Here is a 23,834-nt window from a genome sequence, read left to right as displayed (position 1 = left end):
TCGTCCGCCTCGGTTCGTCGTGCGCACTGCCGTGCGCTATTGCCCTGGTGGAACATCAGTCGATGTTTGGGTTGCTGGGCCATCTTGCGAACTCTTCTGCTGCTGCACCCATTGACGCCGTTGCCTGTTCACTTCGCGCCGCTCACGCAATCTGTCTATTGCGCTGTATACGTCGACCTTGGTTCGCTTCGAGCCTTTTGCGACCGGACTCCAGCTTTCATCGAGCTTCTTGATGTGCTTTGCGATCTGAACCAGCGGCTCGTCACCGAGTCGGGTGAGGCCATCGTTGTCGGCCATGCTCAGGGTATAGATGTTGTCTTGCCGTTTCTCGCTAGACGGATCACGGCGCCAGCTGATGGCAACACGGTAGACTTTTCCTTTGAGTTTTTCGTACTCGGAAAGATAGCTGTGCAAACCTTGTCCAGGCTTCAGAACGCTGATCTTCTGAAGCGGTATGCCAAGCTCCTCGCTTCGAGCCTCGCCATTCTCAAGAGGTGGATCAAAGGCAATCCTGATGTCGTATGCAGTCGCGTTCCCCGTGTTGTCTACATGCAGGTCAAAGTGCCGCATTGACCAACGATTTGGTATGAGGGTTGCAACCACGTGCGGCTGTCCCGCCGCCTCTGCCATTCGCGTAGTTTCCGTGGCCAACGTCTTGGTGACTCGCCACAAGAAGAAGGTAGCGACTGCCGTCACAAGGGTGCCGATCGCACCAGAGATGGCAACCGTGCTATTGAACCACCAAGGCAATTGCTCCAAGGCTCTCTCCCTTTGATCTATCTGCCATCTACTCCGAGGCTTTTTCTACCCAGCGCTGATAGAGGCGCTCTCCATCTTCAGCACGCTCCAGCTTGGGTTTCGCTTTCAAGTTCGAAATTCTCGTGGCGAGTGCTGCAAATTCATCGGCCGTATCGGGGTGCCATTGATGGCGTACAGCCCAAGCCCGCAGGTCCTCGGTATTGAAGGTGTGCTTCTTGATTCGCAGAATTCTCAGGATTCGTTCGACATGTTCCTTGTCGCTCGGATGAAGGACCGATCTTGAGATATTGATGGTGCTGGTTAGACCGAGGAAAGCTTGCTCGACAACTGGGTCCGCAATGAGCTGTTGAGCGACTGGTTGCTGGGTCAGCCCATGGACATGTGCTGACCAGGCCTTCTGCCATTGGTCAAGGACGCCTGGCGCATAGGGGATTGCGACAACGCCTGCAAGCTTGGACTCCGCGTCTATCTGATCAAGCATTTTTTTGTCGGCGTAGGCGCATATGACCACGCACCTCTTCGTGAGCCAGCGCAGTGTCTTCACTGTCTCCAGTCGCATCGAGATGCCAAACGGCAGAGAGACAGCCTGACCGTCGTGCAGTTTTTTCGAGATTGTTTCGCCCAGCGCGGATGCCAGTCCAGTGTGCCTGATAGTTTGCTTGACCGGAACAAGCAGGATGACTTCCTCGACGGCGGCGGTCTGTTCGTGGCAAATTTTCTGCACATAGCTCAAGACGACCGCGAGTGTGTTCGCGTCTATTTCGTCACTTGGCACCAGAACTCGTGTCGCTGTCATTGGCTGAAATCCTTTGAAGGGCTAGTTTGCATTGGCGGGAATGCGTGCTCCTCTGAGCGCGGCAAACTTCTTTGTTTCGGCATTTTGATGAGCCGGCGCAACTTCCGTGATGGTGATTTTCCAAGTGGTCAGTGCGTCGAGGTCTACGAGATCTCGGCCGCTATTTGGGCCGAACTTCGACATGCACAAACCCAGTGGCGTCCCGCACGTCTGCCACTTCGAGGTAGGCCTGTTTTCTGACAAGCTCGCTGAGCTTCTTGAAGCCGTAGTTTCGAGAGTCGAATGAGGTGTGGTTCTTGCCGATATAGGAGCCCACCGTCGCCAAGCGAGTCCAGCCGCTGTCGCGCGCAGTCTCGCGAATTGCGTGTAACAGCAGCTCCTTCAGGTCTGGGACGTCGGCGAGTACCGGTTGCGCGACAGCTGTCTCGACCGGCTTCTTGAGGACTTCGAAGAAAACAAACTTGTCGCAAGCAGCGATGAATGGTTCGGGCGTTTTTCGCTCTCCAAGGCCATAGACGACCTTGCCCGCTTCGCGCATGCGCGTCGCCAGTCGGGTGAAATCGCTGTCGCTCGAAACGATGCAGAAGCCGTCCACATTGCCGGCGTACAGCAGGTCCATCGCATCAATGATGAAGGCGGAGTCCGTGGAGTTCTTGCCCTGCGTATAAGCAAACTGCTGGATGGGCTGGATTGCATGGCGATGCAGATGCGCCTTCCAGCCGGTCAGGTTGGTGGTCGTCCAGTCGCCGTATGCACGCTTCACCGTAGCCGTGCCGTACTTCGCGACTTCCTCCAGCAGTTCCTGGACAACGGAAGACGATGCGTTGTCCGCGTCGATCAGAACTGCAAGACGCGTGGAATCGGTATTTGCCAAGGCCTTCCTCCTGTTGGAACATCGTGTCGCAGATCGAGCCGCCTAGTTATTGAAACATAGCCATGACGAAGACTTTGACCCGCACCGAGCTCTACGACCTTGTCTGGACTCGTCCACGCTCATCACTCGCCAAAGAGCTGGGCATATCTGACGTGGCCATAGGCAAGCTCTGCACTCGGTCTCACATTCCTGGACCGCCGCCAGGCTATTGGGCCAGAAAAGCTGTCGGCAAGGCGGGGCGACGGCCCTCGCTTCCCATCCGTCTGCCAGGCCACCCGGTCGAACTATCGTTTGGCGAGCAGCGCTATTACAACTGGCCAGCGGATGAAGACCTGAGCAAACCGATTGCTGCCCCGGCGTTTGCAGAGGAAGTCGAAGAGCAAGTGGCCGCGGCATTGAAGATCATCGGCAAGGTGGTCGCATGTCGAGATCTGTCGAGCCCTCATGGCGCGCTCAGGCGCGTGCTCGAGGCCGAAGCCAGGCGCCGGCAAAAGGTCCAGGAGCGTGAGTGGGTCTCTTCCTTTGACAAGCCTTACTACGACGGGCTGCAGCACCAACGTCAACTGAGAATCTTCAACAGCATCGCCCGTGCGCTCACACCCGTGTTGACCGAGCAGGACGTCCTCACCCACGATGAATGGATCCAGGGAGTCGGTACCCTGCATTTCCTGAAGATGAATCTCCGGTTCGGGCGCGGAAGGATGGAGCTTCTGATCGTCGAACCCGAGGAGCAAAACGAGCGAAGAAGATCGCAGAACTCCAAGAGAGTTGATGCAACGACGCTTAGGGTCGCAACCGATTCGAGTGGGCTCGGCGCACTTGAATGGATGGACAAGCCGGGCGAGAAACTGGAGAGCCAGTTGCCGGCAATCATCGAAGGCTTGCTCAGACGCGCTGAGCTTTCCATGCGGCACTTCGCTCAGTATGTGTACGAACAGCGGCTCAAGCGTCGTATCGAGATGGAAAGGGAGCGTGAAGCCGCAGAGCGCGCCAGAGAAGCCAAGCGCCTGGAAGAGATCGCGGCCCAGCGACGGAAGCTGCGGGAACACATCATCGACCTGGGCAGACAACGAAGGATGGCGCTTGATATCCGGGAGATGGTCAATGCGATGGCTGCCCATCCCGAACTGGGACCTGAAGGCAATGCTCGGTTCGACGAATGGGTGCGAGTTGCGCTGGACGTTGCCGATGACATGGATCCGATGAAGCGCCCGCTGCAATCCATCATTGCTGGCGCTGACCCTTCTGCGGGCTAAGGGCGTGGATCTCGAGACGGCAATCGTTAGGCCGCGAAGGAGCCGAGGGTCTCCTTCCATTCGTGTTTCAGCGAAGCTTTGTCCAAACCAGGGAAGCCAATAGCTTCGGCAAGCTGCACGGCAGCGTTTGCTCACTTCTCGGCATAGGTTTTCTCAAATAGCTCGAAATTCTCAAATAGCCGGAAGTTTTCTCAAATAGCGAAACACGGACCAGCCGCCGCCCACCAGCGCCACCGCGCTCGCCGTGTGGTGCGGCGTGGCCGTCGGGCGGCTCATCCAGCGCTCGGGCGCCAGCCGGCCGTCGAGGCTGGCGATGGCCGCGCTTTCCAGCGCTTCGTCCACGTTCATCGGCGGCAGCAGGCCGGCGAAGCGGTGCGCCAGCATCGACTTGCCCGAGCCCGGCTCGCCCACCATCAGCAGGCTGTGGCCGCCGGCCGCGGCGATCTCGAGCGCGCGCTTGGCGCCGGTGTGGCCCTTGACGTCGGCCAGGTCGGCATAGCGCGGGGCGCCGTCGCCGGGCGCGGCGCGCACGCGGGTCCAGCCGTCGTCGGTTGCATTGACGGGCCCGCCGCCGCTGGCGACGAACTGGCGCACCACGTCGAGCAGGTGCTTGGCGCCGTACACCTGCGCGCCCGGCACCAGCGCGGCCTCCTGGGCGCTGTCCAGGGGCAGCACCAGCCGCACGGCCGTGCCCTGGGTGTAGGTGGCCACGGCCATCGCGAGCGCGCCGCGCACGGGGCGCAGTTCGCCCGACAGCGACAGCTCGCCGGCGAACTCGTGGCCGGCGAGGCGCGCGTTCTCGATCTGCCCGCTGGCCGCGAGGATGCCCAGGGCAATGGGCAGGTCGAAGCGGCCCGAATCCTTCGGCAGGTCGGCCGGGGCGAGGTTGACCACGATCTTCTTGTTGGTCGGAAATTCGAGCCCGGCGTTCTGGATCGCCGAGCGCACGCGTTCGCGTGCTTCCTTGACCTCGGTCTCGGCCAGCCCGACCAGCGTGAAGCTCGGCAGGCCGTTCGCCAGATGCACCTCGACCGTGACGGCGGCGGCCTCCAGGCCGAGCAAGGCGCGGCTTTGCACCAAAGACAGACTCATTTTTCTCCCTCTCCCCAAGTTGGTGCGCCTGCGACGTGCAAGCCCAGGACCGTGCAGCGTGCAAGCGTGTGCAACTGCCGGAAACAGGGCTTGTAACGATTTGGCGCTCATCGCCGGACACCTGCGCCCTCTGGCCGGGGCGGTATTCGTGCAGTTTGGCACGCTCCCTGCTTTGAGGGTGCTCAGGTCCAACAACACACTTGCGAGGAGTTCCCTGATGACGCACCGTACCGCCGCCCAGGCGTTGATCGTTCTGGCCACTGCACTGACCGCCTCGGGCGCCGCCATGGCCCAGGCCGCCGACGCCGCCGCACCGGCGCCCGCGCCCCTGCTCACGGGCAATGTCTCGCTGACCACGAACTACAAGTTCCGCGGCCAGGACCAGGACATGATCGGCAAGAACGACTACGCCAAGACCAAGGGCTTCAAGCCCGCCATCCAGGGCGGCTTCGACTACGCCTTCGGCGACAGCGGCTTCTACGTCGGCAACTGGAACTCCAGCGTCAACTGGCTCAAGGGCAACAGCATCGAGAGCGACCTGTACGGCGGCTACAAGTTCAAGGCCGGCCCGGTCGACATGGACGTCGGTGCGCTCACCTACATCTACCCGGGCAACTCGGTGGGCAACACCACCGAGCTGTACGTGGGCGCCACCTACGCCAACGACAGCTTCGGCGCGTTCACGGCCAAGTACTCGCACACGGTGTCCAAGGACTACTTCGGCTACGCCGGCGCCAAGACGGGCTCGGGCCTGAAGGGCCGCAACACCGGCTACCTGAACCTGGCCTACAGCAAGGAGATCGTGCCCAAGGTCACGCTCAAGGCCGCCGTCGGCTTCACCAACATGTCCAGCGACATCCGCAGCCTGGGCTACAAGAGCTACGTGGACTACAACATCGGCGCCACCTACGACTTCGGCAGCGGCCTGACGCTCACGGGCTCGGTGCAGGGCGCCAACAAGAAGGCCAACTACCAGGTCGTGGCCTACCCGGGCATCGAGATCCCCGACTTCGGCACCTTCGGCACCACCTACTACTCGCCCAACAAGGCACGCTTCATCCTCACGCTGACGAAGACGCTGTAATCGACACAACAACCAGGCGCGGCCCACGTTGCCGCGCCGCCTTTCATCCATCCAGAAGGAGCAACTCATCATGAAGCTGGTCACAGCCATCATCAAACCGTTCAAGCTCGACGAGGTGCGCGAAGCGCTCTCGGCCATCGGCGTGCAGGGCATCACCGTCACGGAAGTGAAGGGCTTCGGTCGCCAGAAGGGCCACACCGAGCTGTACCGCGGCGCCGAGTACGTGGTCGACTTCCTGCCCAAGGTGAAGATCGAGGCGGCCATCTCCGACGAGCTGGTCGATCGCGTGATCGAGGCGGTGGAAGGCGCCGCGCGCACCGGGAAGATCGGCGACGGCAAGATCTTTGTCTACAACCTCGAACAGGTCGTGCGCATCCGCACCGGCGAAACGGGCCGCGAAGCCCTCTGATCGAGTCCTGGCCCGAAAGAACAACGACTATGAAAAAACTTCTTGTCTCTCTTGCGCTCGGTTTGAGCGTCTTCGCCGCCGGTACTTCGGCGCTGGCCCAGGCACCCGCCGCCACCCCTGAGGCACCGGCTGCATCGGCACCTGCTGCACCTGCCGCGGCTGCGCCCGCGCCTGCAGCGGCTGCGGCACCCGCTGCTGCCGAAGCTGCGCCCGCCGCACCGGCCGCCGCCCCCGCGCCCAAGGTCGACTCCGGCGACACCGCCTGGATGCTCACCTCGACCCTGCTCGTGATCCTGATGACCATTCCCGGCCTGGCGCTGTTCTACGGCGGCCTGGGCCGTTCCAAGAACATGCTGTCGGTGCTGATGCAGGTCTTCGTGATCTTCTCGCTCATCAGCCTGCTGTGGGCCATCTACGGCTACAGCCTGGCCTTCACGGGCGACGGCAACTTCTTCGGAAGCTTCGACAAGATCTTCATGAAGGGCATCACGCAGGAGACCTTCGGCGCGCTGACCACGATCCCCGAATACGTGTTCTTCGCCTTCCAGGGCACCTTCGCGGCCATCACCGTGGCGCTGATCGTCGGCGCTTTTGCAGAACGCGCCAAGTTCTCGGCCGTGCTGCTGTTCTCGGTGATCTGGTTCACCTTCAGCTACGTGCCCATGGCCCACATCGTGTGGGGCGGCGGCCTGCTGGGCAAGGACGGCGCGCTCGACTTCGCCGGCGGCACCGTGGTGCACATCAACGCCGGTATCGCCGGCCTGGTCGGTGCCTACATGGTCGGCAAGCGCGTGGGCTACGGCAAGGAAGCCTTCACGCCGCATTCGCTCACGCTCACCATGGTCGGCGCCTCGCTGCTGTGGGTCGGCTGGTTCGGCTTCAACGCCGGCTCGGCAGGTGCGGCCAACGCCGCCGCCGGCCTGGCCTTCGTGAACACGGTGCTCGCCACCGCCGCCGCGGCCCTGTCGTGGATCCTGGGTGAGAGCCTGCACAAGGGCAAGGCCTCGATGCTGGGCGCTGCATCCGGTGCCGTGGCCGGCCTCGTGGCCGTCACGCCCGCCGCCGGTTTCGTCGGCCCGATGGGCTCGATCGTGATGGGCCTGCTGGCCGGCCTGGTCTGCCTGTGGGGCGTGGGCGGTCTCAAGCGCATGCTCGGCGCGGACGACGCGTTCGACGTGTTCGGCGTGCACGGCGTGGGCGGCATCCTGGGTGCCATCCTGACCGGCGTGTTCGCTGCCAAGGGCCTGGGCGGCACCGGCGGCCTGACCCCCGACACCTTCTCGATGGGCGCGCAGGTCTGGATCCAGGTCAAGAGCGTGCTGTTCACCATCGTGTGGTCCGGCGTGGTCGCGTTCATCGCCTACAAGATCGCCGACCTGACCCTGGGCCTGCGTGTGTCGGAAGAAGAAGAGCGCGAAGGCCTCGACATCTCCTCCCACGGCGAAACGGCTTACAACCGCTGATTCGCACACAGACAGCGGGTGGTCCGGCACGGCGCCGGCCCCCGCGCTTCAAAGACCACCACCCTTTTCGATACAAAGAAGAACAACCACTCCCGGTTTTTTCAGGCGAGTCTCCTTTGGATGTTCAGCCCGCGAGCGCTTCGGCGTCAGCGGGCTTTTTTTTGCCCGCGGCCCGCGTGGCCGGGGGCACAATCGCCCCACCATGTGGACCTCCATCGAAGACAGCCTCTGCGAGCTGGGTGAATCACCGTTCTGGCATCCGCACGAACGCGCGCTCTACTGGCTCGACATCCCGGGCCGCGCCGTGCTGCGCACGCGCGGCGAGATCGGCTCGCCCACGGCCACGGTCGAGCGATGGGCCTTGCCCACCGAGCCCGGCTGCATGGCGCCGGCACGCAGTGGCGGCCTCGTGATCGCGCTGCGCGACGGCATCTACCGGGCCCGCGAGTGGGGCGGCAGCCTCGTCGCGATGGCGCGCGCGGAGCACGACGTGCGCACCATGCGCTTCAACGACGGCAAGTGCGACGCGCTCGGCCGCTTCTGGGCCGGCTCGCTCAACGAGGCCAAGGACCGCGCCAACGCCGCGCTCTACTGTTTCGACGCACGCCCGGGCGACGTCTCGCCCACCATCACCTCGATGCTGGAACACGTCACCACCGCCAACGGCCTGGCGTTCTCGCCCGACAACCGCACCCTGTACTGGGCCGACACCGCCGCGCACGTGGTGCGCGCCTGGGACTGGGACGCCGAGGCCAACACGCTCTCGCACGCGCGCGTGTTCCAGCAGTTCGACCCCAAGCCCGCGGGCTGGGTACCCAGCACGCCCACGCACTACGACGGCCGACCCGACGGCGCCACCGTCGACGCCGCCGGCCACTACTGGGTCGCGATGTTCGAAGGCGCGCAGCTGCTGCGCTTTGCGCCCACGGGCGAGCGCGTGGCCGCCATCGCGGTGCCCGTGCAGTGCCCGACCATGCCCTGCTTCGGCGGCGACGACCTGCGCACGCTGTTCGTCACCAGCGGGCGCAAGGGCCGCCCGGCCGACGAGCTGGTGCAGCGCCCGGCCTCGGGCACCGTGCTCTCGATGCGCGTCGACACGCCGGGTCTGCCGGTGAATTTCTTCGAAGACTAAGAAGGCGTGAACGAACCCGCCATGTCCGCTCATCCCGCCCAGACACGCCCCCTCGGCGTTGCAAATGCTCGCCATAGCCCGAGCTATGGCTGCGCTTTGCGCCTTGATGGGGCGCGCCTGGGCGGGCTGCTCGGCCACGCCGGATTCATTCACGCCTTCTGAGCTCTCCGGCTGCCCCGCGGATGGCCCTGCACCACATCCCCCCGATCCAATGCCTGCTGACCTTCGAGGCCGTTGCGCGCCTGCGGCATGCGGGCCGCGCGGCCGACGAGCTGTGCGTGACGGCCAGCGCCGTGAGCCACCGCATCCGCCAGCTCGAGGCGCACGTGGGCTTCAAGCTCTTCGGGCGCAGCGACTTCAGCCTCACGGCCGACGGCGCGGCCTACCTGGCGAACGTGCGCGTCGGCCTGGCCGCGCTGCAGCAGGCCACGCCCGGCAGCCGTGACGCGGCGCTGCGCGCACCGCGCCTGAGCGTGGCGGTCACGCCCACCTTCAGCCGCCAATTCCTGATGCCGCGGCTGGAGCTCTTTCGCAACATCTACCCCGACATCGAGCTGGCGCTGCACGTGTCGATCCCGCTGCTCGACGTCACGGCCGAGCAGACCGACCTGCAGGTGCGCTACGGCATCGGCGCGTACGCCGACTGCGAGCACCGCCTGCTCATCGCCGAGGACGTGGTGCCCGCCTGCAGCCCGAGCTACCTCAACGAGTTCGGGCCCTTCGACGGCTTTCGCACCGCGGCCGAGATCGCCAGCGCGCGGCTGATCCGCAGCCCGCTCGAGCCCTGGGGCACCTGGTTCGCGAGCTGCGGCATCGACCAGCCCGAGCCGCACCTGGGCGCGCAGTTCAACGACCTGGGCCTGGTCTACGACGCGGCCGCCAGCGGCTTCGGCGTGGCGCTGGTGCGACAGAAGCTGGGCGCCGCCTGGTTCGAATCGGGCCGGCTGGTGGCGCTGTCGGAACGGCCCGTGCCCTCGCCGCACCGCCACTACATCTGCTGGCAGCCGGGCACGCTGGAGCGCTGGGAGTGCGCGGCCTTCGTCGACTGGATCGTTCAGACGCTGCACTGACCGACAGGTCTGCCCGACAAATTTTTATCAAGGTCCGGGCAAAAAACCTTCAATCCGGACGGTGCGCATCTCCCTAGAGTGCGGGGCACAACAACAGCCTCCCCGGAGACAACGCATGACCTGGCAGCAGATCTACGACCCGTTCGGCAACATGATCATTTCCACCGCGCTCGCCGCGATCCCGGTGGTGGTGATGCTTGCGTGCCTCGGCTTCTTCCACATCAAGGCCCACATCGCCGCCGGCCTCGGCCTGCTGGCGGCCCTGGCCGTCGCCGTGTTCGCCTACGGCATGCCGGCCGAGATGGCCGGGCGCGCCGCGCTGTTCGGCGGCTTCACGGGCCTGCTGCCGATCGGCTGGATCGTGCTGAACATCATCTTCCTGCAGCAGCTGGCCGAACAGAACGGCAGCTTCAAGGTGCTGCAGGACTCGCTCTCGGGCATCACCGAAGACCGCCGCATCCAGCTGCTGCTGATCGCCTTCTGCTTCGGCGCCTTCTTCGAGGGCGCGGCGGGCTTCGGCACGCCGGTGGCGGTCACGGCCGGCATCCTGATCGGCCTGGGCTTCTCGCCGCTGGCCGCCTCGGGCCTCTCGCTGATCGCCAACACCGCGCCGGTCGCTTTCGGCGCGCTCGGCACGCCGGTGATCACGCTGGCCAAGGTGCACGGCTACGACCTGATGGAAGTCACCGCGATGATCGGCCGGCAGCTGCCGTTCTTCTCGCTGCTGGTGCCGTTCTGGCTGGTCTGGGCCTTCGCCGGACGCAAGGCGATGATGGAAGTGTGGCCCGCCATCCTGGTCACCGGGGTGTCGTTCGCGGTGCCGCAGTACCTGGTGTCGAACTTCATCGGCCCCGAACTGGTCGACATCATCGCGGCCATCGTGTCGATGGCCAGCCTGGTGCTGTTCCTGCGCGTGTGGCAGCCCAAGAACGTGTGGCGCTCGCCCTCGCTGCGCGGCAAGGACGTGAGCGCGCACGAGGCCAAGCCGCCGGCGGCCATCGTCGTGCACAGCCGCGAGGCGCTGGTGCGCGCGTGGATGCCCTGGGTGATCCTCTCGGTGTTCGTGTTCATCTGGGGCTTGCCCTCGGTGAAGACCGCGCTCAACGGCGTCTTCGCGCCCTCGTTCCCGATGGGCGGGCTGCACAACCTGATCGAGAAGATGCCGCCGGTGGTCACCGCGCCCACCAAGGAAGGCGCGGTGTACGTGCTGAACCTGCTGTCGGCCACGGGCACTGGCATCCTCTTGTCGGCGATCGTGAGCGCGCTGTTCATGAAGTACAACCCGGTCGAGATCGTGCGCACCTTCGTGCGCACGCTCTGGATGGTGCGCTACTCGCTCATGACCATCGTGCTGATGCTCGCGCTGGGCACGCTCACGCGCTACTCGGGCACCGACACCACGCTGGGCCTGGCGTTCGCCAACACCGGCGTGTTCTATCCCTTCTTCGGCACGCTCATGGGCTGGATCGGCGTGGCCATGACCGGCTCCGACACCGCCTCGAACGTGCTGTTCGGCGGCATGCAGAAGGTCGCGGCCGAGCAGCTGGGCCTGGCGCCCAACCTCATGGGCGCGGCCAACAGCTCGGGCGGCGTGATGGGTAAGATGATCGACGCCCAGTCGATCGTGGTGGCCTCCACCGCCACGCGGTGGTTCAATCACGAAGGCGACATCCTGCGCTACGTGTTCTTCCACTCGATCGCGCTGGCCTCGCTGGTCGGCCTGTACGTGACGCTGCAGGCCTATGTGTGGCCATTCACCCTGATGGTCGTCCGCTGAAAGTTGTTCCCGCCATGAATGCTCCCGTCACGACCGACCAGCACGCACAGCTGTCGAAGGCGGAGCGCCAGGCGCAGGTGGTGCGGGCGCTGCAGGCGCACCTGCCCGCGCATGCGCTCATCTGGCACGCCGAGGACACCACGCCCTACGAGTGCGACGGCCTCACGGCCTACCGCCAGCGCCCGCTGGTGGTGGCCCTGCCCGAGACCGAGGCGCAGGTGGCCGCCGTGCTGCGCGCCTGCCATGCGCTGGCCGTGCCCGTGGTGGCGCGCGGCGCCGGCACCGGACTCTCGGGCGGCGCCATGCCGCACGCGCTGGGCGTGACGCTGTCGCTCGCCAAGTTCAACCGCATCCTGAAGGTCGACCCCGTGAGCCGCACGGCCGTCGTGCAGTGCGGCGTGCGCAACCTCGCGATCAGCGAGGCCGCCGCGCCCTTCAACCTCTACTACGCGCCCGACCCGTCGAGCCAGATCGCCTGCACCATCGGCGGCAACGTGGCCGAGAACTCGGGCGGCGTGCACTGCCTGAAGTACGGCCTCACGCTGCACAACGTGCTGCGCGTGCGCGGCTTCACGGCCGAGGGCGAAGCGATCGAATTCGGCGGCGAGGCGCTCGATGCGCCGGGGCTCGACCTGCTTGCGCTGGCCATCGGCAGCGAAGGCATGCTGGCCGTGACCACCGAGGTCACGGTCAAGCTCGTGCCCAAGCCGCAGCTGGCGCGCTGCATCATGGCCAGCTTCGACGACGTGCGCAAAGCCGGCGACGCGGTCGCGGCGGTGATCGCGGCGGGCATCATTCCGGCCGGCCTGGAGATGATGGACAAGCCCATGACCGCTGCCGTCGAAGACTTCGTGCACGCCGGCTACGACCTCGACGCCGCCGCCATCCTGCTGTGCGAATCGGACGGCACGCCGGAAGAAGTGGAAGAAGAGATCGGCCGCATGACCGAGGTGCTGCGCGGCTGCGGCGCCACCGCCATCGCCGTGAGCACCAGCGAAGACGAGCGCATGAAATTCTGGAGCGGCCGCAAGAACGCCTTCCCGGCGTCGGGCCGCATCAGTCCCGACTACATGTGCCTGGACTCCACCATCCCGCGCAAGCGGCTCGCCGACATCCTGCTGGCGATCCAGGAGATGGAGAAGAAATACAACCTGCGCTGCTGCAACGTGTTCCACGCGGGCGACGGCAACCTGCACCCGCTGGTGCTGTTCGACGCCAACGACCCCGACGAGCTGCACCGCTGCGAGCTGTTCGGCGCCGACATCCTCGAGACCAGCGTCGCCATGGGCGGCACCGTCTCGGGCGAGCACGGCGTGGGTGTCGAAAAGCTCAACAGCATGTGCGTGCAGTTCACCGCGGCCGAGAACGAGCAGATGTTCGGCATCAAGCGCGCCTTCGACCCCGCCGGGCTGCTCAACCCCGGCAAGGTGATTCCCACGCTGCAGCGCTGCGCCGAGTACGGCAAGGAAGTGGTGCGCGGCGGCCGGCTGGCGCATCCCGACCTGCCGAGATTCTGAGAGCTTCATGAACACGGATACCGCCCTCCAGCAGGTCGTCGAGCGCGTGCGCGCCGCCGCGGCCGATGCCACATCGCTGCGCCTGCGCGGCGGTGGCACCAAGGATTTTTATGGCCAGCCACCGCGCGGCGAGTTGCTCGACATGCGCGCGCTCGCCGGCATCACGAGCTACGAGCCGAGCGAGCTGGTCGTCACCGTGCGCGCCGGCACGCCACTGGCCGAGCTCGAGGCCGCACTCGCTGAACAAGGCCAGTGCCTGCCGTTCGAGCCGCCGTGCTTCGATGCCGGCGGAACCGTCGGCGGCATGGTCGCTGCCGGCCTCAGCGGCCCGTCGCGCGCCAGCGTGGGTGCGGTGCGCGACTACGTGCTCGGCACCACGCTCATCAACGGCCGCGCCGAGGTGCTGAGCTTCGGCGGCCAGGTGATGAAGAACGTCGCGGGCTACGACGTCTCGCGCGTGCTGGCCGGTTCGCTCGGCACGCTGGGCGTGATCGCCGAAGTGAGCCTCAAGGTGCTGCCCGTGGCGCCCGCCGAGGCCACGCTCGCCTTCGCCTGCAGCCAGGCCGATGCGCTGCGCCTGCTCAACGAGTGGGGCGGGCGCCCGCTGCCGCTGAACGCGAGCAGCTGGTTCGAACACGCGCCCGGCGCGGGCGTGCTGCGCCTGCGGCTGCGCGGCGCCGTGGCGGCCGTCGAAGCGGCCTGCGCGCAACTCGGCGGCGAACGCCAGGACCCGGTGCGCGCGGCCGCCGGCTGGGCCGCGCTGCGCGACCAGCGCATGCCTTGGTTCGCACTCGACGCCGACGGTGCGTTGGCGCTGTGGCGGCTGTCGGTGCCGCAGACCGCGCCGGTGATCGCCATCGACGGCTGCGCCGCGCCGCTGGTCGAGTGGCACGGCGGGCAGCGCTGGTACCTCGCGCCGCCCGCGCAGGCTGCGCGCTTGCGCGAGGCCGCGCAGGCAGCGGGCGGCCACGCCACGCTGTTCCGTGTGCCCGCGGCGCAAGCGGCGGACTGCCAGGTGCCGCGCTTCGGCGCACTGAGCGCGCCAGTGGCACGCATCCATCGCGCGCTGATGCAGGAGTTCGACCCGCACGGGGTCTTCGACCGCGGCCGGCTCTTCGCAGGCGACCAATAAGAAAAGAAACGACACCCCCGCGATGCAAACCGAACTAGCCCCCGAATTCCGCGACACCGACGCGGGCCGCGAAGCCGAAGCCATCCTGCGCAAGTGCGTGCATTGCGGCTTCTGCACCGCCACCTGCCCGACCTACCAGCTGCTCGGCGACGAGCTCGACGGCCCGCGCGGGCGCATCTACCTCATCAAGCAGGTGCTCGAAGGCCACGCGCCCACGCGCAGCACGCAGCTGCACCTCGATCGCTGCCTCACCTGCCGCAATTGCGAGAGCACCTGCCCGAGCGGCGTGCAGTACGGGAACCTGGTCGACATCGGCCGCAAGATCGTCGACGAGAAAGTGCCGCGCCCCGCCGTGGAGTCGGCCACGCGCTGGCTGCTGAAGGAGGCGCTGCCGTCGCCGCTGTTCAGCCCCGCGATGAAGCTCGGCCAATCCGTGCGCGGGCTGCTGCCCGAAGCACTGAAGGCCAAGGTGCCCGCCAAGCAGGACGCCGGCCGCTGGCCCACCGCCACGCATGCGCGCAAGGTGCTGATGCTCGCGGGCTGCGTGCAGCCGTCGATGGCGCCGAACATCAACAGCGCCACCGCGCGCGTGCTCGACGCCGCCGGTATTCAAGCGGTGATTGCGCCCAAGGCGGGCTGCTGCGGCGCCGTGAAGTTCCACCTCAACGACCAGGACGGCGGCAAGGCGCAGATGCGCGCCAACATCGACGCATGGTGGCCTTTCGTCGAAGGCAACGAGGTCGAGGCGATCGTCATGAACGCCTCGGGCTGCGGCGTCACCGTGCGCGAGTACGGCCACCTGCTGCAGCACGACGCGGCCTATGCCGCCAAGGCCGCGCGCATCAGCGCCCTCACGCGCGACCTGAGCGAGCTGCTGCCCGAGCTCGTGCCCGCGCTGCAGGGCCGTGTGCGCGCACCCGAAGGCGTGGTCGCCTACCACCCGCCCTGCACGCTGCAGCACGGCCAGAAGCTGCGCGGCGGCGTCGAGACGCACCTGCGCGCGCTCGGCTTCGACGTGCGCGTGGCGATGAATGAATCGCACCTGTGCTGCGGCTCGGCCGGTACGTATTCGGTGCTGCAGCCCGAGCTGGCCTACCCGCTGCGCGACCGCAAGCTCGGCCACCTGAAGCAGCTGCAGCCCACCACCATCGCCTCGGCCAACATCGGCTGCATCACGCACCTGCAAAGCGGCAGCGGCGACACGCCCGTGCGGCACTGGGTCGAGCTGCTCGACGCGGCGCTGCAGACGCCCGCAGGGTAGGGCGCGCGCGCACGGCAGGGTACGTTGCCGTCCGACGTGCGCACCGCGCATCGGGGCGCATCATGGCGAACCGAAGACGCTGCAAGGAGTTCGTGCCATGTCTTTCGTTTCTGCTTTTCCGCTGCGCCGCGCATTGCTGGCCGCTGCCTGCATCGCAGGCACCTTGGCCGCGCAGGCACAGCAGCCGCCCTCGGCCCTGCCGCCCTGGCAGGGCATCGGCACCACGCGCTATGTGTGCGGGGGCATCGGCTCCGACGAGTCGAACGCCATGCGCGCCGCCATGAAGAACCACCCGCTGTCGCTGCTGTTCGCGCGCGCCGACGGGGCGTACCTGGCCAACCTGAACGTCGCGATCAAGGGCGGCGACGCGAACTCGTCCGCCGCCATGGCCTTCACCGCCACCGGCCCGGTGTGCCTCATCGACGTGCCGGCGGGGCGCTACGTGATCGACGTGAGCACCTCGACAGGTGAAACCAAGAGCCAGACCGTGACGGTCGGCGGCGCGCCGAAGAGCGCCGATTTCCGCTTCTGAACTCAGCCGGCGGCCAGCGCCGCCTCGATGTCGCGCGTGAGCGAGGCCGGCGTGTCCAGCGGCGCATAGCGCTTGAGCACCGCGCCGTCGCGCCCGACCAGGAACTTGGTGAAGTTCCACTTGATGGCCGTGCTGCCCAGCAGGCCCGGCTTTTCCTTGGTGAGCCACTGGTACAGCGGCAGCGCGTTGCTGCCGTTGACGTCGATCTTCTCCATCATCGGGAAGCTCACGCCGTAGTTGGTCATGCAGAAGGCGCCGATTTCCTCGTTGGTTCCCGGGTCCTGCCCGCCGAACTGGTTGGAGGGAAAGCCCAGCACCGCGAGGCCCTGGTCGGCGTACTTTTCGTGCAGCGCTTCCAGGCCTTCGAACTGCGGCGTGAAGCCGCAATTGCTCGCCGTGTTGACGATCAGCAGCACCTTGCCGCGGAAGGTCGAGAGCTTCACCGGCTTGCCGTCGATGCGGGTGGCCTGGAAGTCGTAGACGCTGGTCATGGAGAGAGCTCCTCAGGTGGACGCGGAAACGCCATCATCGCGCGCGGGCGGGGTTCGCGCAAACGCCGACCACACCGCGCCCAGCACGATCAGCGCGCCACCGACGAGGATGCGCGAGTTCATGGTGGACGCGCCCAGCGCCACCGACGAGACGCTGGCGAACAGCACTTCCGACAGCATGATCACGGAGGTCGCGCTGGCCGCCAGCTTGGGCGCGCCGTACTGCAGGCACACGTTGGCGACGATGAAGCCCGTGCCCAGCAGCGCGGCCCAGCCCAGCCAGCCCGGCGAGGCGAGCAGCGGTGAATCGATGCCGCCGAACGCGGTGCCGCTCACCGCGCCGACGCCCGCCACCACCGTGCAGCCCCAGAACATGGCCAGCGCGCGCGACTCGCCCGGCGCATGCCGCAGGTGACGCAGCACGATGTTGGTCACGGCAAAGCCGAAGCCCGCCGCCACGCCCAGCCAGTCGGGCAGGCTCGAGGGCACCGGCCAGTCGGTGCCCGGCGCCTTCAGCACCACCACCACGCCGGTGAGCGCCAGCGCCACGCGCATCAGCGCGCCGCCCGTGGGCCGCTCGCCCAGCAGCAGCCAGGCCAGCAGCACGCTCCACAGCGGCATCAGGTAGAACAGCAGCACCACGCGCACCACGTCGCCCTGCGTGACGGCCCAGTTGAAGCCCACGTTGGTGAAGCCCGCCGCCAGGCCCAGCGCCACCAGCATCGGGAACGTGGCGAAGGCCTTCCAGGCGTGCCGGCGCACGAGGCCCATCGCCGTGGCGATGACGAGGTAGATCAGGCAGGTGGTCCACAGTGGATGCAGGCCGTGGCTGGCGATCTGGCGGAACGGAATCCAGGACACGCCCCACACGAAGGCGTTGAACATCAGGGCGAGGGCGGGCATGGGGCGTTGGAGTGGGGGCGCTCGGCGCGCCGGCCATTGCACCAACGCGGTCGCGCGAAATCAGTGGTGCTTGTCGCTGCGGGCGATCGCGAGGAGGTGCTCGACTTCCTCAGGATACTTCTTGAGGTTGTTCTCGTGCCAGCGCTTGATGATCCACATGCAGCCGGCCACCACGAGGCCGAAGGCGCTGATCGCGCCGTAGGCCGACAGGCCCAGGCCCGTGCACACGCTGTAGAAGCCGCCCAGCAGAAGGATGCAGGCCTGCTCGTTGAAGTTCTGCACGGCGATGGAGCGGCCCGCGCCCATCAGGTTGTGGCCGCGGTGCTGCAGCAGCGCGTTCATCGGCACCACCAGGAAGCCGCCCAGGCCGCCCAGGATGATCAGGAACGGCACCGCCAGCCAGACGTTGCCGATGAAGTTCATGCAGATCACCATCAGGCCCATCGCGATGCCCATGGGGATCACGCGCGTGGCCATGTCCAGCCGCATGTACATCGAGGCCACGATGGCGCCCACCGCGGTGCCGATGGTGACCACGCCGGTCAGCGCCGAGGCCTGGGTGGTGTTGTATTCGAGCGCCACGGCGGCCCAGGCCAGCACGATGTACTTGAGGTTGCCGCCCGCGCCCCAGAACAGCGTGGTGGTCGCCAGCGAGATCTGGCCCAGCCGGTCGCGCCACAGGCGGGCGTTGCAATGCCAGAAGTCGGGCAGCAGGCCGGCCAGGTTGCGCACCATGCTCTGCTCGGGATTGGAGCGCAGCGGGCGCATCTCGACGCCGGTGTGCGGGATGCGGGTGTTGAACCAGGCCGCGAGCACGTAGACGAAGATCAGCACCGCAATGGCGGCTTCGGCCGGCGAGTCGATGCCGGTGTCGATGAACGGCAGGTCGATGAGCAGCAGCTGGCTGGACACCGCATGGCCCACCAGCATGCCGCCGAGCACGATGCCCAGCAGGATCGAGGCGATGGTCAGCCCTTCGATCCAGCCGTTGGCCTTGACCAGCTGCGACGACGGCAGCAACTCGGTGAGGATGCCGTACTTGGCCGGCGAGTAGGCCGCGGCGCCCAGGCCCACGATGGAATACGACAGCAGCGGGTGCGAGCCGAACAGCATCATCAGGCAGCCCACGACCTTGATCGCGTTGCTGATGAACATCACCTTGCCCTTGGGCAGCGCGTCGGCAAAGGCGCCCACCAGCGGGGCCAGCACCACATAGAAGACCGCGAAGATCGGCACCAGGGCGGCCCGCTGCCATTCGGGGGCGCCCGAACTTCGCATGAGATCGACGGCAACGACGAAAAGCGCTTGGTCGGCCAGCGACGAAAAGAACTGGGCCGACATGATCGTGTAAAAACCGCGCTTCATCGATGGGCTGGCTGGCCAGAGGGTCTGCTGGCGGTAGTGAAAAAGTGTCGCGTCAGGCGCGAATGGGCGGTTATAGCATGGGGGTACGACGCGAATTCAGGCATCCCCACGGGATTCGACCCCATTCCCGAAGATGCTAAAACGTGGTCTGAAACCACCCCAACATCCGCCATGCCGCGCCCCATCCTCGCCACCGTCCACACCGCCGCCCTGCGCCACAACCTCGACCGCGCCCGCCGCTCGGCCGTCGACGCCCGTGTCTGGGCCGTGGTCAAGGCCAACGCCTACGGGCACGGCATCGAGCGTGTCTTCGAAGGCCTGCGCGGCGCCGACGGCTTTGCGCTGCTCGATCTGGCCGAGGCCGAGCGCGTGCGCGCGCTGGGCTGGCGCGGCCCGGTGCTGCTGCTCGAAGGCGTGTTCGACGCGCGCGACCTGGAGCTGTGCTCGCGCCTGGACCTGTGGCATTCGGTGCACTGCGACGAGCAGATCGACATGCTCGCGGCCCACAAGACCCTCAAGCCGCAGCGCGTGTTCCTGAAGATGAACTCCGGCATGAACCGCCTGGGCTTCTCGCCCGAGCGCTTCGGCTCGGCCTGGACGCGCCTCAATGCGCTCCCGCAGGTCGACGAGATCTCGCTCATGACGCACTTCAGCGACGCCGACGGCCCGCGCGGCATCGAGCACCAGCTCGAGGTGTTCGAGCGCGCCACGCGCGACCTGCCCGGCGAGCGCTCCATCGCCAACAGCGCGGCCACGCTGCGCCATGCGCCGCGCACGCGCGGCGACTGGGTGCGCCCCGGCATCGTGCTGTACGGCAGCGCCCCCGACTTCCCCGAACACGACGCGGCGCACTGGCAGCTGCAGCCGACCATGACGCTGTCGACCCGGCTCATCTCGGTGCAGACGCTGAAGGCCGGCGACACCATCGGCTACGGCTCGCGCTTTGCGGCCGACGGCCCGCTCACCATCGGCATCGCGGCGGTCGGCTATGCCGACGGCTACCCGCGCCACTGCGACACCGGCACGCCGGTGCTGGTGAACGGCGTGCGCACCCGCATGGTGGGCCGCGTGAGCATGGACATGATCACCGTCGACCTCACGCCCGTGCCCGACGCCGCCTTCGGCGCCGAGGTCACGCTGTGGGGCCGCTCGGCCCTGACCGGCGCGGTGCTGCCGATCGACGAGGTGGCGCAGGCCGCCGGCACCGTCGGCTACGAACTCATGTGCGCGGTCGCGCCGCGGGTGCCCTTCGCACCCGCCGACGAATGACGTGAAGGTTCTTTCCAACTGGCGCTCCGTGCGCCTGTGGGAAACGCAGGTCGAACGCGACCTGCACCGCGATCACAGCCTGCGCACGCACGGCCTGCTGATCGGCACTTTCACGCTGCTGCTGATGTGGGGCGTCTCGGCGCTGCAGATGCACCTGCTGCACGTCGAGTCGCTGGCCGCGCGCTACCTCGTCACGCTCGGCGTGGGCTATGTCGGGTACCTGTGCGTGCTGCGCTGGTGGGCGCAGCGGCTGGTGGAGCGGCGCACCGAGTTCGAGGCGCCCGATGCGGACCTGGGTGCCGACGGCTCCAGCGATCATGGATGCGCGCCCGACGCCGCCGACGGCGGCAGCGCACTCTCCGACGTGGCCAGCGGCGCGCTCGACGCCGCGGGCAGCGCCGACGAAGGCGCGATCATCGTCGTGCCGGTGCTCGCCATCTTCCTGCTGTGCGTGGCCGTCGTGCTCGGCGCGGGCTCGCTGGTGCTGCTGTACTTCAGCTGGGACGCGCTGTTGGCCGTGGCGATCGAGGTCGCCTTTTCCTACGTGTCGGCCCGCGCCGCGGTGCGCGTGGCGCGCGAAGGCTGGCTCATGGCGGCGGTGCGGCTCACCTGGAAGCCGCTGCTGGGGGCCGTGGTCTGCGCGGTGGCGCTGGGCGCGCTCATCGACCACTTCATGCCGCAGGTCCACTCGCTGCCCGAAGCCGTGCGCGTGCTCACGGGGAAGGCACCGCGCTGAGCAGGTGCTCGACCAGCACCCGGCACTTGGGCGGCAGGTAGCGGCTGGGCGGGTACATCAGCCACGCGTGCCCCTGGTAGGCGCCCTGCAGCGCCCAGTCGGGCAGCACGCGCACCACGCGGCCGTCGTCCAGCGCCTCGCGCGCCGTGAAGGCCGGCACGCAGGCCACGCCCAGGTCCGCGAGCGCGCCATCGAGCCGCATCTCGCTGTGGTTGCAGACGTAGCGGCCGTCCACCACCACCTCGACCTCGTCTTCACCGTCCTTTCGAAAGCGCCAGTGGTTGTCGCGCTCGTGCTCGCCCAGCGACAGGCAGCTGTGCGCGCGCAGGTCGTGCGGGTGCGCGATGGCGCCGTGGCGCGCCAGGTAGGCCGGCGTGGCGCACAGGATGTGCTCGACCGCCATCAGCTGCCGCGCCACCAGCCCCTCGGGCGGCGCCGTGGTCAGCCGCACCACGAGGTCGACGCCTTCGCGGATCGGGTCGATGTCGCGGTCGGCCACGATCAGCTGCACGTCCACTTCCGGATAGGCGCGCAGGAAGTCGAGCAGGTGGGGGTGCAGCACGCGCCGCGCAAAGGCCTTCGGCGCACTCAGGCGCACCCGGCCGGTGGGCGTGCGCGCGAACTGCGCGCCGATGTCCATCGCGCCCTGCGCCGCCGCCACCAGCTCGCGGCAGCGTGCAAAAGCCTCGGCACCGGGCTCCGTGAGCCGCAGCTGGCGCGTGGTGCGCTGCAGCAGCTGCACGCCGATCTCCTGTTCGAGCCGCTTCACCTGCCGGCTCGCGGCCGAGGGCGTGATGCCCAGCAGGTCGGCGGCGGCCGAGAAGCTGCCCCGTTCGGCGACCCGCACGAAGGTGACCATCTCGGGCAGCACCTTGAGAAATGAATTCGTTCCGACCACGCAAGAGTCCTGTTCCGGCCGACGGCTGTGCGGCCCTGGTGCCGCCCGGAACAATGCGCCTTCTCTTCTTCTTTCAGGCGCCCCGGGCCGCGGGCAGACAGTATGGATTCAAAGGCGTTGCAAGGTGCGGTCCCGGCGGGGCGCGGGTCGTGGACGGCCGGCTTCGGCCCGGCCGAACTCATGCTGCTGCTCGTGGCGGCGGTCTGGGGCGGCAGCTATGCCGTGGCCAAGCAGGCGACGCAGCAGCTGCCCGTGCTCGAATTCGTCGCGCTGCGCTTCGGCCTCACCTTTCTCGTGCTGCTGCCGGCGCTGCGGCCGCTGTGGCGTGACCCGCAGTGGCGCCAGGGGCTCGCCGTGGGCGGCCTGCTGGGCGCCAACCTGCTCGCCATCTTCCTGTGCGAGACCTTCGGCGTCTCGCTGACCCTGGCGAGCAACGCCGCTTTCCTCATCAGCCTGTGCGTGGCGATCACGCCCTTCGTCGAGTGGTGGCTGCTGGGCCGGCGGCCCGCGCGGCGCGTGTTCTGGGCGGCCGGGCTCTCGGCCGTGGGCGCGGCCCTGCTCTCGGCGCCCTCGCTTGCCGACCTGTCGATGGGGTGGGGCGATGCGCTCATGCTCGCCGCCGCCTTCCTGCGCGCCGTCATGGTGTGCCTCACGCGCCGCCTGGCCGCCCGCCACAACCTGCCGGCGCTCACGCTGACGGCCGTGCAGTCCGGCGTGATGGCGCTGGGCGCGGCGGCGCTGTCGCTGCTGGCCGCGTCGGGCGGGCGCGCCTGGCACCTGCCACCCGCCACGGTCGGCTTCTGGTGGGGCATGGCGTATCTCGTGCTGCTGTGCACCGTGTTCGCCTTTTTCGCGCAGAACCACGCCGCCTCGCGCAGCAGCCCGAGCCGGGTGTCGCTGCTCATGGGCAGCGAACCGGTGTTCGGCGCGGCCATCGCGGCGCTCGGGCTGGGCGAGCGCATCGGCGCCTGGGGCTGGGCCGGCGGCCTGCTGATCGTGGGCGCGGCCCTGTGGGTGAGCCTCGCGCCGGAGGAGGGCGGGCAGACGGGGCGCCCCTGACGGCGGAAGGGGGCCGGCTGGGCGCGGCCCCCGGCTCGTGGCATCCTCGGGGGCTGCGGCGTTTCGCCGCCCCCCACAACACCAAGGAATGCAGACATGGGCGCGCAATGGAAAGCCAAGCACAAGGACGTGGCCGCGAATGCCAAGGGCCGGTTGTTCGGCAAGCTGGCCAAGGAAATCATGATCGCCGCGCGCAACGGCCCCGACCCGGCCTCGAACGCACGGCTGCGGCTGGTCGTCGAGCAGGCCCGCAAGGTCTCGATGCCGAAGGACACGCTCGACCGCGCCATCAAGAAGGGCGCCGGCCTCACGGGCGAGGCGGTGCACTTCGACCACGTCATGTACGAGGGCTTCGCCCCGCACCGCGTGGCCGTGATGGTCGAGTGCCTGACCGACAACGTGAACCGCACCGCGCCTGAAATGCGCGTGCTGTTCCGCAAGGGCCAGCTCGGCACCTCCGGCTCGGTCTCCTGGGACTTCGACCACCTCGGCATGATCGAAGCCGAGCCCGCCAGCAAGGACGCCGACGCCGAAGTGGCCGCCATCGAAGCCGGCGCGCAGGACTTCGAGCCGGGCGCCGAAGACGGCACCACCCTGTTCCTGACCGAGCCCGCCGACCTCGACCTGGTGAGCCGCGCACTGCCGGCCCAGGGCTTCACCGTGCTGTCGGCCAAGCTGGGCTATCGGCCGAAGAACCCGGTCGATCCGGCGAGCCTGAGTGCGGCTGACCTGGAAGAGGTCGAGGCGTTTCTTGCCGTGATCGATGCGAATGACGACGTGCAGAACGTGTACGTCGGGTTGGCGGGTTGAGCGCCTGACATTCAGGGCGACGCTCCCGCCGACGGGGAGCCTTGCTCCGCGAATGTCCTCCGGCCTGCGGCCTCCTCCTTGATTTCGCTGCGCAAGGCACCCCATCGACGTGAGCGTTGGGCAGTGCGGCTGTTGATCGGCCGCACACC

The 23,834-nt window shown here is 67.4% G+C and carries 22 protein-coding genes and 1 pseudogene; 15 read left to right on the top strand and 8 right to left on the bottom strand.

Translation table 11 applies throughout. From position 1 onward, the window contains the following. Positions 1–36 precede the first annotated feature (36 nt). The 3 genes from AC3WQR_RS12580 to AC3WQR_RS12570 all read right to left on the bottom strand — a co-directional run bounded on the left by AC3WQR_RS12580 (position 37) and on the right by AC3WQR_RS12570 (position 2,429). Positions 37–759 carry a DUF8453 domain-containing protein gene (locus AC3WQR_RS12580; RefSeq protein ID WP_492742242.1) on the bottom strand — a complete coding sequence of 241 codons (723 nt, stop codon included), beginning with the start codon at positions 757–759 and terminating at the stop codon, positions 37–39. Between the two features lie 28 nt (positions 760–787). Next, on the bottom strand, positions 788–1,555 hold the full coding sequence (locus tag AC3WQR_RS12575) for a DUF1889 family protein (RefSeq protein ID WP_492742241.1): 768 nt from the start codon (positions 1,553–1,555) through the stop codon (positions 788–790). A gap of 160 nt (positions 1,556–1,715) precedes the next feature. Continuing rightward, on the bottom strand, positions 1,716–2,429 hold the full coding sequence (locus AC3WQR_RS12570) for an NYN domain-containing protein (RefSeq protein WP_492742240.1): 714 nt from the start codon (positions 2,427–2,429) through the stop codon (positions 1,716–1,718). Positions 2,430–2,491: 62 nt separating this feature from the next. On the opposite strand from AC3WQR_RS12570, the gene AC3WQR_RS12565 reads away from it, so the two are divergent. Then, positions 2,492–3,685, top strand: a complete 1,194-nt coding sequence (locus tag AC3WQR_RS12565) for a hypothetical protein (protein WP_492742239.1) — start codon at positions 2,492–2,494, stop codon at positions 3,683–3,685. Positions 3,686–3,898: 213 nt separating this feature from the next. On the opposite strand, the pseudogene AC3WQR_RS12560 reads toward AC3WQR_RS12565, so the two are convergent. After that, positions 3,899–4,777: pseudogene (locus tag AC3WQR_RS12560) on the bottom strand (YifB family Mg chelatase-like AAA ATPase); the annotation flags it as partial. 217 nt (positions 4,778–4,994) lie between these two features. Between AC3WQR_RS12560 and AC3WQR_RS12555 the strand changes: the two are divergent. The 10 genes from AC3WQR_RS12555 (at position 4,995) to AC3WQR_RS12510 (ending at position 16,154) form a co-directional block, all read left to right on the top strand. Then, the gene (locus AC3WQR_RS12555; protein WP_492742238.1) at positions 4,995–5,861 is read left to right on the top strand and encodes a TorF family putative porin; all 867 of its coding nucleotides are present in this window, start codon (positions 4,995–4,997) and stop codon (positions 5,859–5,861) included. A gap of 70 nt (positions 5,862–5,931) precedes the next feature. Continuing rightward, positions 5,932–6,270, top strand: a complete 339-nt coding sequence (glnK, locus tag AC3WQR_RS12550; protein ID WP_056583732.1) for a P-II family nitrogen regulator — start codon at positions 5,932–5,934, stop codon at positions 6,268–6,270. 29 nt (positions 6,271–6,299) lie between these two features. Then, positions 6,300–7,733, top strand: a complete 1,434-nt coding sequence (locus AC3WQR_RS12545) for an ammonium transporter (protein ID WP_062482026.1) — start codon at positions 6,300–6,302, stop codon at positions 7,731–7,733. Between the two features lie 202 nt (positions 7,734–7,935). Then, entirely contained in the window at positions 7,936–8,865 is a 930-nt protein-coding gene (locus tag AC3WQR_RS12540) for an SMP-30/gluconolactonase/LRE family protein (RefSeq protein ID WP_307589546.1), read from the top strand. A 182-nt stretch (positions 8,866–9,047) separates the two neighbouring features. Next, positions 9,048–9,935 (top strand): LysR substrate-binding domain-containing protein, encoded by an 888-nt coding sequence (locus tag AC3WQR_RS12535; protein ID WP_062482020.1) that lies wholly within the window; start codon positions 9,048–9,050, stop codon positions 9,933–9,935. Between the two features lie 115 nt (positions 9,936–10,050). Continuing rightward, a complete protein-coding gene (locus tag AC3WQR_RS12530; RefSeq protein ID WP_095949827.1) occupies positions 10,051–11,712 on the top strand; it encodes an L-lactate permease in 1,662 nt (553 codons plus the stop codon). 14 nt (positions 11,713–11,726) lie between these two features. Beyond that, positions 11,727–13,229 carry an FAD-linked oxidase C-terminal domain-containing protein gene (locus AC3WQR_RS12525; protein ID WP_159273475.1) on the top strand — a complete coding sequence of 501 codons (1,503 nt, stop codon included), beginning with the start codon at positions 11,727–11,729 and terminating at the stop codon, positions 13,227–13,229. 7 nt (positions 13,230–13,236) lie between these two features. After that, on the top strand, positions 13,237–14,361 hold the full coding sequence (glcE, locus tag AC3WQR_RS12520) for a glycolate oxidase subunit GlcE (protein WP_492742237.1): 1,125 nt from the start codon (positions 13,237–13,239) through the stop codon (positions 14,359–14,361). Between the two features lie 22 nt (positions 14,362–14,383). Then, complete coding sequence (glcF, locus tag AC3WQR_RS12515; RefSeq protein ID WP_492742236.1) at positions 14,384–15,622, top strand: glycolate oxidase subunit GlcF; 1,239 nt, start codon at positions 14,384–14,386, stop codon at positions 15,620–15,622. Between the two features lie 97 nt (positions 15,623–15,719). After that, positions 15,720–16,154, top strand: a complete 435-nt coding sequence (locus AC3WQR_RS12510; protein ID WP_492742235.1) for a carboxypeptidase regulatory-like domain-containing protein — start codon at positions 15,720–15,722, stop codon at positions 16,152–16,154. Positions 16,155–16,156: 2 nt separating this feature from the next. On the opposite strand, the gene AC3WQR_RS12505 is transcribed toward AC3WQR_RS12510, so the two are convergent. The 3 genes from AC3WQR_RS12505 to lplT are packed head-to-tail and all read right to left on the bottom strand — an operon-like array spanning position 16,157 to position 18,913. Continuing rightward, the gene (locus AC3WQR_RS12505; RefSeq protein WP_139703432.1) at positions 16,157–16,645 is read right to left on the bottom strand and encodes a glutathione peroxidase; all 489 of its coding nucleotides are present in this window, start codon (positions 16,643–16,645) and stop codon (positions 16,157–16,159) included. Between the two features lie 12 nt (positions 16,646–16,657). After that, complete coding sequence (locus tag AC3WQR_RS12500) at positions 16,658–17,548, bottom strand: DMT family transporter (protein ID WP_492742234.1); 891 nt, start codon at positions 17,546–17,548, stop codon at positions 16,658–16,660. A 60-nt stretch (positions 17,549–17,608) separates the two neighbouring features. After that, on the bottom strand, positions 17,609–18,913 hold the full coding sequence (gene lplT / locus AC3WQR_RS12495) for a lysophospholipid transporter LplT (protein WP_062476894.1): 1,305 nt from the start codon (positions 18,911–18,913) through the stop codon (positions 17,609–17,611). Positions 18,914–19,084: 171 nt separating this feature from the next. Between lplT and alr the strand changes: the two genes are divergently transcribed. Continuing rightward, on the top strand, positions 19,085–20,182 hold the full coding sequence (gene alr / locus AC3WQR_RS12490) for an alanine racemase (protein WP_095743190.1): 1,098 nt from the start codon (positions 19,085–19,087) through the stop codon (positions 20,180–20,182). Position 20,183: 1 nt separating this feature from the next. Beyond that, the gene (locus AC3WQR_RS12485) at positions 20,184–20,918 is read left to right on the top strand and encodes a hypothetical protein (protein WP_492742233.1); all 735 of its coding nucleotides are present in this window, start codon (positions 20,184–20,186) and stop codon (positions 20,916–20,918) included. Here AC3WQR_RS12485 and AC3WQR_RS12480 read toward each other — a convergent pair. Next, entirely contained in the window at positions 20,896–21,777 is an 882-nt protein-coding gene (locus tag AC3WQR_RS12480; RefSeq protein WP_492742308.1) for a LysR family transcriptional regulator, read from the bottom strand. The genes AC3WQR_RS12485 and AC3WQR_RS12480 overlap by 23 nt on opposite strands. Before the next feature lie 141 nt (positions 21,778–21,918). Between AC3WQR_RS12480 and AC3WQR_RS12475 the strand changes: the two genes are divergently transcribed. Together AC3WQR_RS12475 and AC3WQR_RS12470 are read left to right on the top strand one after the other, a co-directional pair. Further along, positions 21,919–22,875: a DMT family transporter gene (locus AC3WQR_RS12475; RefSeq protein WP_492742232.1), complete on the top strand. Its 957-nt coding sequence runs from the start codon at positions 21,919–21,921 to the stop codon at positions 22,873–22,875. A gap of 96 nt (positions 22,876–22,971) precedes the next feature. Next, a complete protein-coding gene (locus AC3WQR_RS12470) occupies positions 22,972–23,685 on the top strand; it encodes a YebC/PmpR family DNA-binding transcriptional regulator (protein ID WP_492742231.1) in 714 nt (237 codons plus the stop codon). Positions 23,686–23,834: the final 149 nt, after the last annotated feature.

This window comes from Variovorax sp. FW305-3-2-15-B-LB1 (assembly GCF_058787635.1).
The sequence above is the reverse complement of the archived record's forward strand: the minus strand, read 5'-3'. Positions and strand labels throughout refer to the sequence as shown.